Raw genomic sequence first — 16,560 nt, forward strand, 5'->3', positions numbered from 1 at the left:
CAAGCGACGATGAAAGTCGAGTGAAATTTATATTTTGTTAGGAATGAGAGATTTCTGCACAATCTCGGTGGAATTGGCTGCTCTTACCTGGCATCTCTTCTTACCGCTCTCAATTTTTCTGGATTGACTACCGCGAAGATGGATTGAATTTTTTCACCGATAATATTGAAACTAAAAATGCTATGCGCTTCACCGTTCGTAAGGCGATTCAGAATTCCAAGCTGACCGTTCGTTTTTATGAGTTCAGGTAATAGAACTGGGGCTAAATTACTAGCTCGAATCGCAATTAAGAACCGAGCAATTTTCAAGTCGCCATACAAAGGTTTCTGTGCTGCGATCGCTTTTCCTCCTCCATCTGACCAGAATGCAATGTCTTCTGACATTAGCGTGACTAGTCCTTCAAGATCGCCTTGATTCCAATAAGTTAGAAACTGCTCGATCAGAGCCTCTTGCGATCGAGCAGATATTTGCATCGTCGGTCGTCGAAGCACAAGATGCTGACGGGAGCGATGCACAATTTGACGGCAGTTTGAAACACTTTTACCCACCACTTGAGCAATGTCTTCGTAATCATAGTCAAACACCTCGCGAAGTAAAAATACGGCTCTTTCGGTTGGTGATAGACATTCAAGCAGCATCAGAAACGCGAATGAAAGGGTTTCTGCTAATTCAGCATTGTCTTGAAAGTTCTCTGACGAATCGGTGAGCAAAGGCTCCGGTAGCCATGTTCCGATGTATCGCTCTCTCTGCACGCGGGCAGAGCGCAGTTGATCAATGCACAAGCGAGTCACCATACTGGATAAAAAAGCCTTTGGGGATTGCACCGTGCTGTCCGTCTTCTGCCAGCGTATCCAAGCTTCTTGTAGGATATCTTCGGCATCCGTGACCGTGCCTAGCATTCGATAGGCGATCGCAAACAGCAGCGATCGATACTGATTGAACACTTCTAATCGGTTCATTGTTCACCAAGTTTGAGCTAACTGTATCAGTGTTGTTTGCGCCTGCTTTATTTCCCGTTGTCGGATCGCATCGGACATAAATTGGTTGGGAACAGCAACGATCGTAATGTCTTGAATGCCAATAAAATTTAGAATCGATCGCAAGTAAGTTTCACAAAAGTTCATCGCTCCGAGTGAACTATCAGGCGCAAAGTTTCCAGCACTGGGCGTAATCACTAATGCTTTCTTGTTCGTCGCCAGTCCCTCAAAGCTAAACCGCTCTGAGTCAAACACAAACGTGCGGTTGACTCGGACAATGTTATCTAAATATACCTTGAGCGTCGATGGGATACTGAAGTTGTACATTGGCACACCCAGCAATAGCTGATCTGCCCATAATAATTCCTCAATCAGTCGCTCAGAATCCGATAATACGGCTTGCATCTCTGATGTTTGCTGATCGATCGGAGTGTAGTTCGCGGTTGTCCATTGTTCTGTCGGATGTGCTGGGGGATGAATGCCTACATCTCGCTGCTTGTGTTGTGCATTGGGATGATGAGCTTGCCACAGTTGAACAAATTCGTCACTGAGGGCGCGAGAAATCGATTGTTCTAGCCGAACGCTGGATTGAATTTCAAGGAGCTTCATGAGGGTTACAGGATGAATGGTTCATTAGATTTGCAGTGCTGTTGATAAATTTGCGCCAACTTGCCCAAATCAAGTTGAGCATCATCTTCGTTGATCGAACTTTTTTGATTCGTTTCCGACAGAAACCATTGAGCTAGAACTGCGATCGCATCGTTCAAATTTCTAAACTGCGGCTGTGTTGACAAGAAAGCTTCTGTCACCTTCATGGGCGGTAGTTTTGTGCCATTGGCACAGTAGACGATCGGATTTTCTGCATCTAAGCGCATCATGCAGTAGATCGTAGTATCGCTGTCGTTCAGAATTGCGATCGGCAGTAAATCGATCAAACACCTGCCAAGTTTGAGATGGCGATGTCCTGAGAGGGTATAATCGAGCGGCAAGAATTTGGCAATCATCCGACGGGAAGGATTGAGCTTGAGGTGAATTTCATTTTCTCGCCCCGATAACTCTCCATGCCATTTTCCTTTGAGTCTGAGCAGCTTTTCTGCTAGGCTCAGCTTTCCTGGCTTACTAGACAATCCATTGTGCCATTGATACAAGCCATAAGCTTCTGAAGGGAATTTCCATGAGAATCCAGCAGTTTGCGCCTCAATCTCTGATAGAGATAGACCAGGCTGTAAACGAGTCGCAATGGTTGGGGCAGCTTGATTCAATATTGTCTCGAAATGAGTGAGCGTTTCGAGCAAGTTGGGCATACAGTTTCTCCATCGTTCAGGCAATTTGCACTTCTTCAATCAAGACGAGAAAGGAGCTTGGATTGTGACAAGGCTGGAAAAATTGCGGTGCAAAATGCCCCCTGGGGGCATATACTAGAAGCAACACTTCAATCAAAAACTTTGCAAGTACTTTTCATAACTTAACGGTAGTGAAATCATGAGCCGCTTACCTCCTTTACTAAAAGGCTTGGAAAATCCAATTTTTGCGAGACTCTATCTCGCTCAGACCATTAATCTCGTTGGGGATTCGCTCACTTGGTTGGGTTTAGCACTCTTGGCGTTTGAGCTAGCTGGACAACAATCAGGCACAATTTTGGCGGGGGCGCTGACGCTACGGGTCATGGCGTTTGTCGTGTTGTCTCCGCTCGCAGGCGCGATCGCGGATCGAGTTGATCGCAAACGCCTAATGATCTTGACTCATCTCGCACGAATGTTTCTTGTCTGCTTGCTACCGTTCGTGACTCAGGTATGGCAGATTTATGCGATCGTGTTGGCGCTGAATGCGTTCTATGCGTTTTTCACGCCCACTTACACCGCAACGATTCCACTCGTGACCGGAGAAGAGAACTATCCGCACGCGATCGCATTATCAAGTGCAACTTATCAATTTCTTGGTGTTCTAGGACCTGGATTAGCGGGAAGCATCGCTGCTTTTGTCGGCACACGGCAAGTTTTCTTCTTAGACGGATTGACATTTTTAGCGGCAACGATTTTGCTGTTCACTTTGCCCGGACAACTCATGGTTCGTCAAAGCCAACAATCAGCCAGAACAGTGCATCAAACGATCCAAGATATTCGGACTGGAACCACTTGCTTATGGAGCGATCCAGTATTGCGATCGGCTTTAGTGATGCAGTTTGTTGCCGCGATCGCAGGGGCAGAAATTTTGGTCAACACAGTCGGTTACATTCAAGGCTCGCTCCAACTTGGCAAGCTTGAATACAGTTGGACAATGGCAGCCTTTGGAATTGGGGCAACGCTAGCATCGATTGGGTTAGGCAATGCGACTCAAAACATCAGAAAAAATCAACTCATTTATGTTGGAACAATTTTGCTCACAGTCGCACTCTTACCTGCTAACTTTGTCAATCTTCAAGGATTGTTGATCCTATGGCTGATAGCTGGAGCCGGAGAAACTTTGGTCAACGTCCCGACTCAAACTTTGATCGCCGATCGCATTGCGGTAGAAGTTCAAGGAAGAGTGTATGGCGCTCATTTTGCCTGGAGTCATCTATGGTGGGCATTTGCTTATCCGATCGCGGGCTGGATGGGGAGCCATGCACCAAACTATTCTTTTTTCTACAGCGGCTTCATTGGACTTGGACTTGCGATCGTCTTATTTTTTATGTTCAAGCCTTGGCGACACAGAGATTCAAATTCGGGGATCTGGCATGACCATGATCATGTTCACAATGAGCAGCATCAGCACAACCATTTCCCGAATTTAACCGAAGGCTCTCATCGTCATTTACACTTTCATACGATGCAGCAGGAACATTAAATCTGATTGCTAATCTACAAGCAGGTCGAAATCTACTTGAACCTGCTTGTAGAAAGACCGTTAGAACTATTGCTTAAAGCTAAAACGGCTGTTCATTTTCTTGCCTTCTATGTCCGAAAGAATCGCGACGTTGTACTCTCCAGCGATCGCTTTCGGTAGGATCGCTTTGTACACTTTCTCGCCTGCATCGTATTTCATGTCCAGAGCTTGTTGCGTTCCATCTGGCAACTGAAGCTGAGCCGTGACTGTTGCAGTGGTGACAGGCGTATGCGCTTCGCCTTTGCCAATCATGAAATCTAAGCTCACACCATTGTCAGCTTTGTGCGTTAAAAACTCTAGATGGTACTCTCCCGTCTCAACAACTTGCCCTCCCATGCCATGACCGCCATTCTTGTCACCATGCCCCTCACCTTCTTTATGGCTGTGACCATCTTCTTTGTGAGGTTCTTGAGCTTTTGACTCGCCGGGAGCCGTTGCTGCTACAGGAGCCGTTGTTGCTGTAGCAGCAGGTTGATTCGCAGTTTCGTTCGACTTGCTTGCATTACTCCCACTGCTACAAGCCCCTAAACCAATTAAGCTCAAGCTGCCCAACGTCAGAATCATCAACTTAACAAATTTCATCAGTTCACTCCGATTTGATCAATGGAAAAAATTAGAACAACACCTAAGCAGGATGGTGAGTTTCTTCCAAGGCTGCATGATCTCGACTCTCCTCTTTCGACGATTTTGGAAACAACACCTTACCGAACTTGGCGTACAGAGCAGGCAACATCAGTAAGGTCAGCGCGGTTGAAGTAAACAATCCACCCAGAACCACGATCGACAAGGGCTGCAAGATCTCTTTGCCCGGTCCGCCTTCAGCAATCAGTGGAAATAGCCCTAGTGCTGAAGTAAAGGCAGTCATTAGAATTGCATTTAGCCGTTCTTGAGAACCTTTAATGATCACTTCTTTGAACGGCATTCCTTCTGCAAATTTGGCATTGTAGTTATCGACCAGTAGCAATCCATTGCGAGTTGCAACCCCAAACAGCGTCACGAATCCGACCAGTGAAGCAACTGATAAAATTCCTCCAGACAATGCGACCGCAATCACACCTCCAACCAAGCCGATTGGTAAGTTCACCATAATCATCAGCGTGGAAGGAATCGATTTTACTGAGAAGTACATCAAAACAGTGATCACGACGAATGCGATCGCGCTGAAAAGCAGAATGTTCTGACTTGCACGTTCTTCCGCTTCAAACTGTCCACCGTACTGCACAAAGTATCCCGCAGGCAATTGTACATTCTGTTGCACTTTTGCTTGAATGTCGTTGACCACTGATCGCAAATCTCGCCCTTTGACATTGGCAGAGACAACAATCAAGCGCGACACATTCTCACGGTTGATTGTATTCGGTCCGGTTCCTTTCACAACGCGGGCAACTTGTGCGAGTGGGATCTTCTGACCATTTGCCGTATCCACTAACAAATTCTCGATCGTTTCTAAGCTATTCCGTGCTTCTGGCTTCAGCCAAACGACTAAATCAAACGTTTGCTGGTTCTCTAAAACCTGAGAGACAACGCGCCCATTCAGAGCCGTTTCGATTGTTTCAGACAATGCCCCAACTGATAAGCCATATCGACTTGCTGCGGCTCGATCGAACTTGATTTGAACTTGTGGAATCGGCACTTGAGGTTCAAGCTGCAAATCGACTAAGCTATCAACGGTTTTCATCTGGGCTTCGATTTGTTGTCCGATCGTGCGAAGCTGATCGAGATCTGCGCCAAAGATTTTGACTGCGATCGCGCTTCGTACACCTGACAATACTTCATCCATTCGATGTGAAATAAATCCGCCAACGTTGGGAGCAGCACCCGGAACTTTGCTAAATTCCTCGCGCATTTTTTCCATACTAGCAGCCCGATTTTTCATGCCTTCTTCGCTCAACCCGACATCTAAGTGAGCCAGGTTTACACCTGCCGCGTCACCGTCGCCTAATGCCCGACCAGAACGCAGTTGAACATAGCTATAGCGTGGATCGTTTTTCAACGATTCTTCCACGACAAACGCAGCTTTGTTCGTTGCCTCTAAAGAAGAACCTGGATAGAGCATTAACGTGTTCACCATTGTTTGCTCTTGGAATTCTGGAAGAAAGATCCGACCTAATGCAGGAATGATTGCAAATGAGGCAACGGTGACTCCGAGCGCGGTTGCAATAATCAAGTTCGAGCGTCGCATCGAGAAAATTAACAGCGGCTCATACAACCGCTTGAAAAATCGCGCTGTCCAGGTTTCGTGATCCGGTAAACGACCTCCAGGGAGTAATAACGCACACAATGCTGGAGTGATTGTCACCGCCGTCACACTTGATGCGAGAACCGTCACGAGATAACCAATCCCCATCGGTGAGAAAATGCTGCCCTCAACGCCAGTTAGCGCAAAGATCGGAGCAAATACGACGACCGTAATTAAAGTGGCTCCAAAGACAGAATCGGTTAAATCCGCACAGCCTTGATAAACGACTTCTAGTGCAGGACGAGGGTTTGGAGATTGACGATTTTCGCGTAGACAACGGAAGGCATTTTCGGCATAGACGATCGCATCATCCACCGCAGACCCGATCGCAACGGCTAATCCTCCTAAAGTCATGGTATTCAAGCTCTGACCCAGAAGCCCTAAAGCAAGTAACCCTAACAATAATGACAAGGTTAAAGCAGAAATACAGACTGCGAGAATTCGCCAATTCATCAAGAACGGAATCAGAATAATCGCAACAATGATGCCGCCTTCGACTAATGCCGATCGCACATTATCCACCGAAGTTTGAATGTACTCTTCTTGGCGAAACGTGCGCGTCACTTTCGTTCCTTTCGGCAACCCTGGCTCTAAACTTTTGATCGCAGCTTCGATCGCACGGGCGACACTGGGAGTATCTGCCATGGGTTGCTTGTTCACCATCAAAATAATCGCAGGCTGACCATTAATACTGCCGTCCCCGCGCTTAATTCCTGCTCCAATCTGTACCTCTGCAACATCCATCAATCGCACTGGAGTTCCTTGACGAGAAGCAATCACAGACTGTTTTAAGTCGTCTAGATTTTCGATTCGCCCAATGCCTCGAACTAACGTTTCTTGATCCGGTGTGATCAGATATCCACCTGAAGCATTCACATTCGAGTTTTGAACTGCTTCTGAAACTTGATTCAGCGACACATTGAACGCTTTGAGCTTCTGAGGATCAACCAGCACTTGAAACTGTCGCTCATCCCCACCGAATGCCAGCACCTGACTCACGCCCGGAACCGACATTAATCGATTGGTCACTTGCCAATCGATCGCCCGACGCAAATCCATTAAGGAGGTCTGTCCATCTGTGGTGAAAGCATACTTCACCACCGTTCCGATCGGGGAAGTGGGCGGCGAAATCTGTGGGGCTTCGGCTCCTTGAGGTAACTTACTTTGGGCAAGCTGTAATCGTTCTGTTACTAACTGCCGCGCCTGATAGATGTCAGTGCCCCAGCTAAACACGACACGAACCACAGAAATTCCAGCCGCAGAGGACGATCGTACTGTTGTGACTCCGGGCGTTCCATTAATCGCACTTTCGAGCGGCAAACTAATCAGCGATTCGACTTCTTCCGGGGCGAGTCCCGGTGCTTCGGTTTGAATTTCGATTTGCGGCGGAGCGAATGACGGCAGTACATCGAGCGGCATCTGAGTCACAGTACGCCCGATCCAGAACATAATGACGATCGCACCGATTACAACGAGCCAGCGCTGTGCGATCGCCCACTTGACAATGGCATTTAACATAACAGAGCTATCTTTGAAAGGTTAGGGACGGGAACAGTTAAGCTTCTTCGCGCTGGTTCTTGTTGTTGGAATCGTGGGCAACTTTTCTCAATGGAATCACGGGATGTCCACCCTCTCCATCGATGACTTGTGGATGCTCCCAGCCGTGAGTATTGGCAAGTTGCATTTGAGCGATCGTCGCCTGCATTCGTCGTCTTGAGACATACATTCCGCCCAAGAAGGTTCCAAGCATAATCACTCCGCCGCCTGCTGCCATTGCCCAACCCGGAATTGGGAGTGCAGCACCTTTTGTCGTGTCAGGGGCTGTCTCGTCGCTATGTCCGCCTTCTGCTTCACCGCCACCGCGTAAAGACTGAGCTTGAAGCTGATTTGCTCGCTGAGTCACAACCATATCACCATCGAACAATCCTTTGGTAATTTCGACCCAATCGCCAGAAGTCCGTCCTAGTTCAACATCAACGGCTTTGAAGTCATTGCCGTTTTGGACATAAACCGTGTTCTTCTTGTTCACTTCAACGATCGCTGAACGTGGCACTGCTAACACCGCAACCGGAGTTTTGTCGGTTAGGACTTCGATCTGAGCAAACATTCCAGGTTTCAGCATTCCACTGGAGTTATCAAGTTCTGCTCGAACTGGAACGACGCGAGTTTCACCTTCAACCGTCGAACCAATGGTTTTGATCCGTCCATTAAATGATTTGTTCGGTAAGCTTGCTACCGTGACTCGGACTTGCTGCCCTTCAGAGATCTTCTCTAAGTCCTTCTCGTAGACATTGGCACTCGCCATCACGGCTTGACTGTCTACGATCGTCATCAAGACTTTCCCCGCATCTTGAGCAGATTCTCCGGGTGTCGTTTCGCGACTGGCAACCGTTCCCGAAATCGGAGCCGTCACCGTAATCGTGCCATCGGGATTTGCATTTGCGCCCAGTTGCCGTAGACGAGTCTCATAAGTTTGACCACTCAATTCAACTTGCGATCGCGCAGTTTCCAAAGCTGCTTGAGCGCGTTCTAACTGTGCCTGTGCTTCTGAAACTTCCAATCGGCTCTCGGCTCTCGAATACTCTGTTTGGGCTTGAGTCAATTTGGTTTGAGACTCTCTCGCATTTCGTTGCGGCAATGCACCTTGTTTAGCAAGATCTTGATCTTTGGAGTAGCTTTCTCGCGCAAAATCTAACGAGGACTTTGCTTGTTGAATTTCTTTTTCTGCGATTGTGCGTTGTCTAGCAAGGTTGCTTTGTGCCAGTCTCAAATCGGCTTCCGCTTGCTGCACACTACCCACGGCTGAAGTCCTGCGGTCTTGGGCTTCGGTTCGCAACGTTGCTAAATCAGGACTCGAAATCAGTGCGATCGCTTGTCCCGCTTGTACCTTGTCTCCGGGTTGAGCAAACATCTGAATCACCGTTCCCCCGGTCGGATTCGTCACTTGAACTCGTTTGTTCGGCAATGTCTCAATTTGCCCGGTCGTTTGCACTCCGAACGGTAATTGCTGCCGCGTCACCGCTTCAACTTTCAACCCCATCCGCTTCGCTGTTTCGCCATCAACCTTTACAGATCCCCCCATTTGAGGTGCGTCTTCTTTGAAACTGCCTGCGCCGTGATCGTGCCCTGCACCTGCTAAAACCAGTGTAGGAGTCGTTGCTAAAAGCAAGCTGAAGAGAAGGCTTGACAACACAAACTTAGGACGGCGAATCGATTTCATGGAGAATCCTCTCTCAGATAGGGTCAAGGGGAAAATTAGCCTCACTCATCCAATTTTTCACAGCATGATGAAAGTAGAATGAAAAAAATTGAAGTTTGATGTCAATATATACGGAATTCGTTGCATCACTTCGATTCACGCTCTGAGGAAACACGCTTGACGCTTAAACTGCGAGGTACATCTGCAATTGTGTTCTCTGACGTAAATCCCCTAGAGCTTGCCGCTCCAGTTGCCGAACCCGCTCTTTGCTCAAATGTAACTGATTACCGATCTGAGACAGCGACAAAGCTTTTCCATCAATTAATCCAAATCGCAAAATGAGAATTTTTCGTTCTCTTTCAGATAAGCGATCGAGCGCAGATTGAATGTCTTGTTGCAACATCGCTCGCGTTAAATTCTCTTCCGGTGAAGCGTATTCAGATTCGAGCAAATCTCGTAAGACTGTTTCTTGAGCATCAGAAATCGGCTGATCAAGGGAACGAGGATATTTTGCAACGATTAAGTATTCTCGAACCTGTTCCGGTGATAAGCTCGTTTCCTGGGCAATCTCTGAGACTGTAGCAGTCCGCCTCAGTTGCTGCGATAAAGTTCTTTGAGCCTTTTTAATTTTGTTCAGCTTCTCAGTCACATGAGTCGGAAGCCGCAAGGTGCGCGAGTAGAGAGCTAAATAGCGAGTAATTGACTGCCGAATCCACCAATACGCATAGGTTGAAAATCGATATTGCTTTGCTGGATCAAATTTCTCGATCGCCCGTTCTAGTCCAAGTGAACCTTCTTGAATCAGATCGAGTAAGTCAACATTGCGCTTCTGGTAGCGTTTTGCGATCAATACCACAAATCGTAAATTTGATTCAAGTAGTTTTTGTTTTGCCTGACTTCCAGCCGCGATCGCTTCGGTTAGTTCCGGTTCAGATTGCTTTGCTGCGATTGCCCACTGCGCGATTGTTGGCTCTCGGTGTAGTTGATTCGCGATCATGATTTTCAATTGCTGAAGTTGCATCAAGGTCTGAACTTGCTGACCATATTGCAATTCTTCAGCCGCATTGAGCAGTGGAAAGCGACCAATATCGTTCAAGTAAAGCTGCATTGAATCAGAAATCGCGCGGTCTGTCTCCATAAAATGCCTCGAAGCAGCAACCTGACAAAAATACTCAAGAAATCTGAAGCCTCCAAACTGGAAACTTCAGATAAAAATTGGTGTGAGATCTAAGCCTTGTTTCATTCAAGTCTCAGTCTCAAAGAATCATTTTGATCGATCGTGATGAAAACGGTATGAAATTTGCGATCGTCTTAGATGCGACCATAGCGTGTTGTGACTTGGATAGTTCCTAAAGCGATTTCAGAACCGAGTCCAACAACCTGACTACTGACTGAAAAGAAAGCTGTCGGCAGCGCATTGGGATTCTGAACTTTCTTCAAGTCAAGTCTAAGAACAGTGTCAGGCTTCACAGGTTGGGCAAATGCGATCGTTGCCGTTTCTCCATTCATCGAAATAGTTGCAGCGATGGACTTGTTGAATTGGTCAAAGACTTGGATGTTTTGGCTAAGTTGAACAGAGTCTTGTGCTTCAACCATCAACGCTGAAACTTCTTGTCCCATCACATGAACTTTCAGCGAGTAGCTTCCAGGCTGAAACTTAGCATTGTTGAGATTAGCAGAGCTACCTGCAAGATGAGGTACTTTTGCACTTCCAGATGCTTGAGCGGCAGTCCCAAAAGCAAGCAGGACGATCGTTGCGGTTGCAGCCGAAAGGAACCGTTTCATAAACATTCTCCTGAATTGTAAAAAACTGGACGGGTTTGAGTTTCAAGGGAGAACGGGTCAAACCATTCATCAATGCGACCGCGTTCTATATTTTTAATCTTGACAGGCTGGAATGAAAGAGTGATGAAAAAATAAATGATTTTAACTAGATTAGCGAACAGTAATTTTCATAGAAATGATTCCGTTAGTAGAACCACGGCGCTCGTAAATATTGACCAAGCCTTTCAATTTATAAAACGCTTTAATTCTAATATTTGATTGAGTTTTAGAACGCTATTGGAAATAGCAAGTAACAATGAAAATATAATGAAAAAATTAGTCTGACTAAACTACATTCTCTGGCGCGAGCGCACAGGGCTGTCCTGAATCTCCCAACTCAATTTGAATAGTTGCGTGTTCGATGCTGAAATTTTCATGCAGGTCATGATAAATTTCAGCTAAGAAGGCATCGCCTGGATGACCATTTGGTATGACTAAATGAGCCATCAATGCTGTTTCTGTTGTACTCATCGCCCAGATGTGCAAATCATGTACTCCGGTAACGCCTGGACGCTCTAAAAGATAGGTTCGCACGGCTAAAGGTTCAATGCCTGCGGGAACTGCATCGGTTATCAAACTCAAGGCATCGCGAAAGAGTTGCCAAGTGCTGACGACAATGACGATCGTCACAATCAAACTCGTGGCTGGATCAAACCGTTGCTGTCCTGTCAATACGATCGCAATTCCCGCCAAGACAACCCCTAGTGACACCCCCGCATCTGCCGCTAAATGCAAAAATGCGCCTCGAATATTCAAATCTCGCTCTCGTCCTGACAGAAACATCAAAGCACTCACGGTATTAATCGCAATCCCGATCGCTGCCACAACAATCACTGTATCTCCCTCAACTGGAGCCGGATCACGAAAGCGCTGAATTGCCTCCCAACCGACTCCGCCCGACACAATAAATAAAAAGACTGCATTCGCGAATGCTGCCAAAATTGACGATCGACGTAATCCAAACGTATATCGTGTACTCGGTTGCCGCTGAACTAAAAGACTTGCTCCCCAAGCTAGAAGTAATCCTAAAACATCGCTGAGATTGTGCCCTGCATCTGCTAAAAGTGCTAATGAATTCGCAATAATGCCATAGACCGCTTCAATGATGACAAAGGTAGTGTTTAGGGCAACACTGACCACGAAAGCGCGATTGTGGTTCGTGACACTGTGAGAGTGGTTGTGTGACATCGTAATTCTTTTACAAATGTAGGTTAGAGCCTTGTTCAAAGCTTACTACAGCCAGGGGAGTAGCAAGCACCAATGAAAATAGGATGAAATTTTCCAAGTTTTGCTAGCTTTAGTAAAAAGAAATTGCGATCGAGAAAGCATAGCAATGTTTGTGAAATCTGGATTGGTCAGTGGGTATCTACTCCAGCAATTCTAAATTCAAATTTTGACAGGAGGATCAACGGGGGAGGGGATAGAGGTTCGTCAGCGAGAGCGGAAACATGGAACCTTTGCCCCTCAGTTTTGCAGTGTTGCTGAATTATCTCTGTGAAGCGATTCAACAGATTGCTGACCCGCGACAGTCGAGCAATGCGACGTGCTACAAGCTGAGCGATGTGATTCTGGGCGCATTCTCGGTGTTCTTCATTCAATGTGAGTCGTTTCTCGACCATCAGCGACAGATGCAAAGTCGGCGGGGCAAAGACAACGTAGCAAAATCAAATTCAGAAATTGCGTAAAAAGCTTGATCTACGATCGTAGTCTGGACTATATTAAATCAATATCTGAATATTTATTCAGATATTAAATTGATTTTAGGTCAGCCGCCGTGAGTAACCTTTCTCAATCCTCCGAGCTTCTGAATTGCGAAGTTCCAATCGTGCATCTCGATCAGGTTCGTCAAGTTCAGCCGAATTTATTAACCATGACCCAAGCGCAACACATGGCAGAATTTTTCGGTGTGTTAGCTGATCCGAATCGGTTGAGATTACTGTCAGCGTTGGCAAAGCAAGAACTCTGCGTCTGTGATCTAGCAGCAGCGCTGAAGATGAGTGAATCGGCGGTCTCTCATCAACTGCGAGTTCTCAGGGCAACTCGCTTGGTGAACTATCGCAAAGAAGGACGCAACGTTTACTACAGTTTGGCAGATCACCATGTTTTGAATCTCTATCAAGAGGTTCACGCGCATCTTTCTCACGCTGAAGTCTAACCCGTCGATTTTTTAACGAAACCTCTGAATTTCTGTTCAGTCATTCAAAAACGCACTCTCCAAGGAAACTCAATGAAAGCACGGAAACCAACTCAATCAAGCTGCTGCGGTCACGACGACGACCATGATCATCAGTCGCACACAACGGCTCACGACCACACCGCAGGACACAGCCACGACGATGATGATCACGATCATAGTCACGACAGCGGGGATCTCAAGCAAGAGATTATCTTGGTGTCGATCGTGGTTGTCTTATTCCTCATCGGCTTCATTCTTGAGCAGCAATTGCACAACACGCCGTACTCGATCGCGGAATATGCCGTATTGATCCCGGCTTATCTCTTGAGCGGTTGGGGCGTTTTGACCAGTGCGGGACGGAATATTCTCAAAGGACGACTGTTCGATGAAAACTTCTTGATGACGATCGCAACGTTGGGCGCGATCTCGATTCATCTATTGCCGGAAGCCGTCGCGGTGATGCTATTCTTCCGCATTGGAGAACTGTTTCAAGAATCTGCGGTGGGTCGATCGCGCAAATCAATTAGCGCGTTGTTAGAAGTTCGTCCTGATACCGCGAATTTGAAGCTCAACGGCGAAGTGAGACCCGTTTCTCCAGAATCCGTCAAAGTTGGCGATATGATTCTGGTCAAGCCTGGAGAAAAGATTCCGCTGGATGGTGAAATTTTAGACGGCAATTCGCAGGTTGATACCTCTGCGCTGACAGGTGAATCGGTTCCCCGTACTGTTAAACCTGGCGAAACAGTCCTAGCAGGCATGATCAACCAATCGGGTGTACTCACGATCAGAACGACGAAGCTGTTTGGCGAATCGTCGATCGCTCGAATTCTAGAGCTAGTCGAAAATGCTAGCAGCAAGAAAGCTGAAACTGAGAAATTTATCCGCAAGTTTGCCAAAATCTACACGCCGATCGTGGTGTTTTTGTCGTTGGCAGTGGCAATTCTTCCGCCGTTGTTTATGAACAATCCAACCGATGCCGATCGCTTCCGCTGGGTCTACAATGCTTTGGTTTTGCTGGTGATTTCCTGCCCGTGTGGATTGGTGATTAGTATTCCACTCGGCTATTTTGGCGGCGTTGGAGGTGCAGCAAAACGGGGTGTGCTAGTCAAAGGCTCCACTTATTTAGATACACTTGCCGCCGTGAATACGGTTGTATTTGACAAGACTGGAACCTTGACTCAAGGGGTGTTTAAAGTCACTCAAATTATTCCAAAGAATGGCTTTACTGAAGAGAAGTTACTAGCTCTTGCAGCCCAAGTAGAAGCGCATTCTAATCACCCAGTTGCACAGTCGATTCGGACTGCTTATGGTCAAGCGATCGATGAGTCTCAAGTTCAAGACTACAAAGAAATTGCAGGGCACGGAATTCAAGCAAAAGTCGGGAATCAGCTTGTGATTGCAGGCAATGATCGACTATTACATCGTGAAAATATTGCTCATGATGTCTGTCAAGTGGATGGAACGGTTGTGCATCTAGCGACTAATGGGACTTATGCAGGTCGGATTATCATTGCAGACGAACTAAAAGAAGATGCAGTCGAGGCAATTCGATCGCTGAGAAAAATCGGCGTTGAGAAAACAATCATGCTGACAGGCGACAATCAAAGCGTTGCAGATGGTGTCGCGAGACAACTCGGCTTGAGTGGCTATCGAGCGGAACTTTTACCAGAAGGAAAAGTCGAAGCGATCGAGCAAATCTTGCGTGAATCTGGCAAAGGAAAAGTCGCTTTTGTGGGCGATGGAATTAATGATGCGCCAGTGATTGCGCGGGCGGATGTCGGTATGGCAATGGGTGGACTGGGATCAGATGCCGCGATCGAGACGGCTGACGTGGTAATCATGACCGATGCTCCGTCCAAAATTGCTGAAGCGATTCAAATCGGACGCAAGACACACCGGATTGTGATTCAGAACATTGTAATGGCGATGGTCGTGAAAGGCTTCTTTATTATTCTGGGTGCGTTTGGGATTGCAACACTGTGGGAAGCAGTATTTGCCGATGTGGGCGTGGCGCTACTTGCCGTTCTCAATGCAAATCGAGTTGTCAGATAACACAGATTGCTTTACCGGGATGAAAAGCCTTCCTTCTCATCCCAAACTTATTAACATCAGGAGGTTTAAGACTCTATGCCGCGTAAACGATCGACCCCTTGGATTCATCGCTGGTCACGCTTTATCATGGCAGGACTGGCAACGATCGGAGCCGTCGTAACGGGTTATTTAACGATCGTCAAATTCTCTCAAAGTTCAACAGCTTGCCCGACGAATGGATGTGACATTGTTCTATCTAGGGCGTATCTGCAAAGTCTAAATGTAAGGTAGTGCTTCATTTGAGCCAAATCAGAATTGCTGCGATTGTCAACATTGCTAGATAGTTCTCTGCGCGTTTTTCATACCGTGTTGCTACCCGTCGAGCTTGCTTGAGTCGATTGATCAAGCGCTCAATCCGGTTGCGCTCACGGTAGAGTCCCCGATTGAAACGCGGTCGGCGCTTGGCGTTCTTGCGCTTGGGAATCACTGGAGTCGTGTGCTGACGACGCAGCGATCGCCGAATCGAATCCGCATCATAGCCTTTGTCGCCAACGAGATAACGCGGACGTTGCTTCGGTCTGCCGCGTCCTTTGCGCTTGATGCGGGGTGCTGCTTCGTTGAGTTTGTCAAAGCCCTTGACATCGTGGCTTTGTCCCGGCAAGATGACAAACTGCATCGGTTTACCCAGTCCTTCCGCCTGAATCTGAATCTTGGTGCTGAAGCCGCCTTTGGATCGCCCCAGTGCTTCTTGTTCTTGCAGTTGTTCGGTCGTTAAACGCGGTTGTTCTGGGTTTTGATCCCCCTTTTTGCGCCCGCTGCATGTTGGTGGGCGCGAACTATCGTGCTATCGACGAAATGCACTTCCCAATCAATTTGGTGCGCTGCGTCTGCTGTGTGTTGCAATTGATTCAAGATCTGCTGCCACACCCCTTGGGCACGCCACCGATAGAAGCGGCTCGACACCGTACCGCGTGAACCATACCGCTCTGGTAAGTCTGACCACGGTGCGCCCGTCCGGTGTATCCACAAGATGCCATTGAGAACTTGGCGATGGTCATTGGCAGGTCTGCCTGTGGGCGCGGGTTGCGGCAGTAACGGTTGCAGTTTCTGCCATTGTGCGTCGCTTAAATCCCCTCGGTGCTGTGCCATTGTTCCCAACTCATCTGTTTCCAGACGTTAGAGTGCCCAGCACTGCTCGAAGATGCACGCTAGATTTAGGGTCGCTCTACAGTTTGCAGATACGCCCTAG

Annotated in this window: 15 protein-coding genes; 5 read left to right on the top strand and 10 right to left on the bottom strand. The window is 47.3% G+C overall.

Features of this window, described 5'->3' with window-relative positions; all coding sequences use genetic code 11:
- Nucleotides 1–83: 83 nt before the first annotated feature.
- From NIES2104_RS28715 to NIES2104_RS28725, 3 genes are read right to left on the bottom strand one after another with little or no spacing between them, the layout of a single operon-like run.
- A complete protein-coding gene (locus NIES2104_RS28715) occupies nucleotides 84–959 on the bottom strand; it encodes an RNA polymerase sigma-70 factor (RefSeq protein WP_059002343.1) in 876 nt (291 codons plus the stop codon).
- Between the two features lie 3 nt (nucleotides 960–962).
- Complete coding sequence (locus NIES2104_RS28720) at nucleotides 963–1,586, bottom strand: FMN-dependent NADH-azoreductase (protein ID WP_059002344.1); 624 nt, start codon at nucleotides 1,584–1,586, stop codon at nucleotides 963–965.
- 5 nt (nucleotides 1,587–1,591) lie between these two features.
- Entirely contained in the window at nucleotides 1,592–2,281 is a 690-nt protein-coding gene (locus NIES2104_RS28725; RefSeq protein ID WP_059002345.1) for a hypothetical protein, read from the bottom strand.
- Nucleotides 2,282–2,459: 178 nt separating this feature from the next.
- Here NIES2104_RS28725 and NIES2104_RS28730 point away from each other — a divergent pair, with 178 nt between their 5' ends.
- Nucleotides 2,460–3,803 (top strand): MFS transporter, encoded by a 1,344-nt coding sequence (locus NIES2104_RS28730; protein WP_059002346.1) that lies wholly within the window; start codon nucleotides 2,460–2,462, stop codon nucleotides 3,801–3,803.
- A gap of 66 nt (nucleotides 3,804–3,869) precedes the next feature.
- On the opposite strand, the gene NIES2104_RS28735 is transcribed toward NIES2104_RS28730, so the two are convergent.
- The 6 genes from NIES2104_RS28735 to NIES2104_RS28760 form a co-directional block, all read right to left on the bottom strand.
- On the bottom strand, nucleotides 3,870–4,424 hold the full coding sequence (locus NIES2104_RS28735; protein WP_059002347.1) for a hypothetical protein: 555 nt from the start codon (nucleotides 4,422–4,424) through the stop codon (nucleotides 3,870–3,872).
- A gap of 43 nt (nucleotides 4,425–4,467) precedes the next feature.
- Nucleotides 4,468–7,599: an efflux RND transporter permease subunit gene (locus NIES2104_RS28740; RefSeq protein ID WP_059002348.1), complete on the bottom strand. Its 3,132-nt coding sequence runs from the start codon at nucleotides 7,597–7,599 to the stop codon at nucleotides 4,468–4,470.
- 37 nt (nucleotides 7,600–7,636) lie between these two features.
- Nucleotides 7,637–9,301 (bottom strand): efflux RND transporter periplasmic adaptor subunit, encoded by a 1,665-nt coding sequence (locus NIES2104_RS28745; protein WP_225895339.1) that lies wholly within the window; start codon nucleotides 9,299–9,301, stop codon nucleotides 7,637–7,639.
- A gap of 163 nt (nucleotides 9,302–9,464) precedes the next feature.
- Nucleotides 9,465–10,418 carry a sigma-70 family RNA polymerase sigma factor gene (locus tag NIES2104_RS28750; protein WP_059002349.1) on the bottom strand — a complete coding sequence of 318 codons (954 nt, stop codon included), beginning with the start codon at nucleotides 10,416–10,418 and terminating at the stop codon, nucleotides 9,465–9,467.
- A gap of 173 nt (nucleotides 10,419–10,591) precedes the next feature.
- Nucleotides 10,592–11,065 (bottom strand): DUF2808 domain-containing protein, encoded by a 474-nt coding sequence (locus tag NIES2104_RS28755; protein ID WP_192843675.1) that lies wholly within the window; start codon nucleotides 11,063–11,065, stop codon nucleotides 10,592–10,594.
- A 324-nt stretch (nucleotides 11,066–11,389) separates the two neighbouring features.
- A complete protein-coding gene (locus NIES2104_RS28760) occupies nucleotides 11,390–12,292 on the bottom strand; it encodes a cation diffusion facilitator family transporter (RefSeq protein ID WP_059002351.1) in 903 nt (300 codons plus the stop codon).
- Between the two features lie 260 nt (nucleotides 12,293–12,552).
- Between NIES2104_RS28760 and NIES2104_RS28765 the strand changes: the two genes are divergently transcribed.
- The 4 genes from NIES2104_RS28765 to NIES2104_RS31100 all read left to right on the top strand — a co-directional run bounded on the left by NIES2104_RS28765 (nucleotide 12,553) and on the right by NIES2104_RS31100 (nucleotide 15,602).
- On the top strand, nucleotides 12,553–12,789 hold the full coding sequence (locus NIES2104_RS28765; RefSeq protein WP_059002352.1) for a hypothetical protein: 237 nt from the start codon (nucleotides 12,553–12,555) through the stop codon (nucleotides 12,787–12,789).
- A gap of 89 nt (nucleotides 12,790–12,878) precedes the next feature.
- Complete coding sequence (locus tag NIES2104_RS28770) at nucleotides 12,879–13,259, top strand: metalloregulator ArsR/SmtB family transcription factor (protein ID WP_082690169.1); 381 nt, start codon at nucleotides 12,879–12,881, stop codon at nucleotides 13,257–13,259.
- Nucleotides 13,260–13,331: 72 nt separating this feature from the next.
- Nucleotides 13,332–15,332: a heavy metal translocating P-type ATPase gene (locus tag NIES2104_RS28775; RefSeq protein ID WP_059002354.1), complete on the top strand. Its 2,001-nt coding sequence runs from the start codon at nucleotides 13,332–13,334 to the stop codon at nucleotides 15,330–15,332.
- A 75-nt stretch (nucleotides 15,333–15,407) separates the two neighbouring features.
- Nucleotides 15,408–15,602 carry a vitamin K epoxide reductase family protein gene (locus NIES2104_RS31100; protein ID WP_082690170.1) on the top strand — a complete coding sequence of 65 codons (195 nt, stop codon included), beginning with the start codon at nucleotides 15,408–15,410 and terminating at the stop codon, nucleotides 15,600–15,602.
- Nucleotides 15,603–15,606: 4 nt separating this feature from the next.
- Here the strand turns inward: NIES2104_RS31100 and NIES2104_RS31405 are convergent.
- Nucleotides 15,607–16,460 (bottom strand): IS5 family transposase gene (locus NIES2104_RS31405; RefSeq protein WP_370561195.1). Its coding sequence is split into 2 segments (ribosomal slippage): nucleotides 15,607–16,083 and nucleotides 16,086–16,460, totalling 852 coding nucleotides; the frame shifts between segments, so codons are not numbered across the junction.
- Nucleotides 16,461–16,560 lie beyond the last annotated feature (100 nt).

The organism is Leptolyngbya sp. NIES-2104 (genome assembly GCF_001485215.1).
Lineage (GTDB): Bacteria > Cyanobacteriota > Cyanobacteriia > Leptolyngbyales > Leptolyngbyaceae > Leptolyngbya.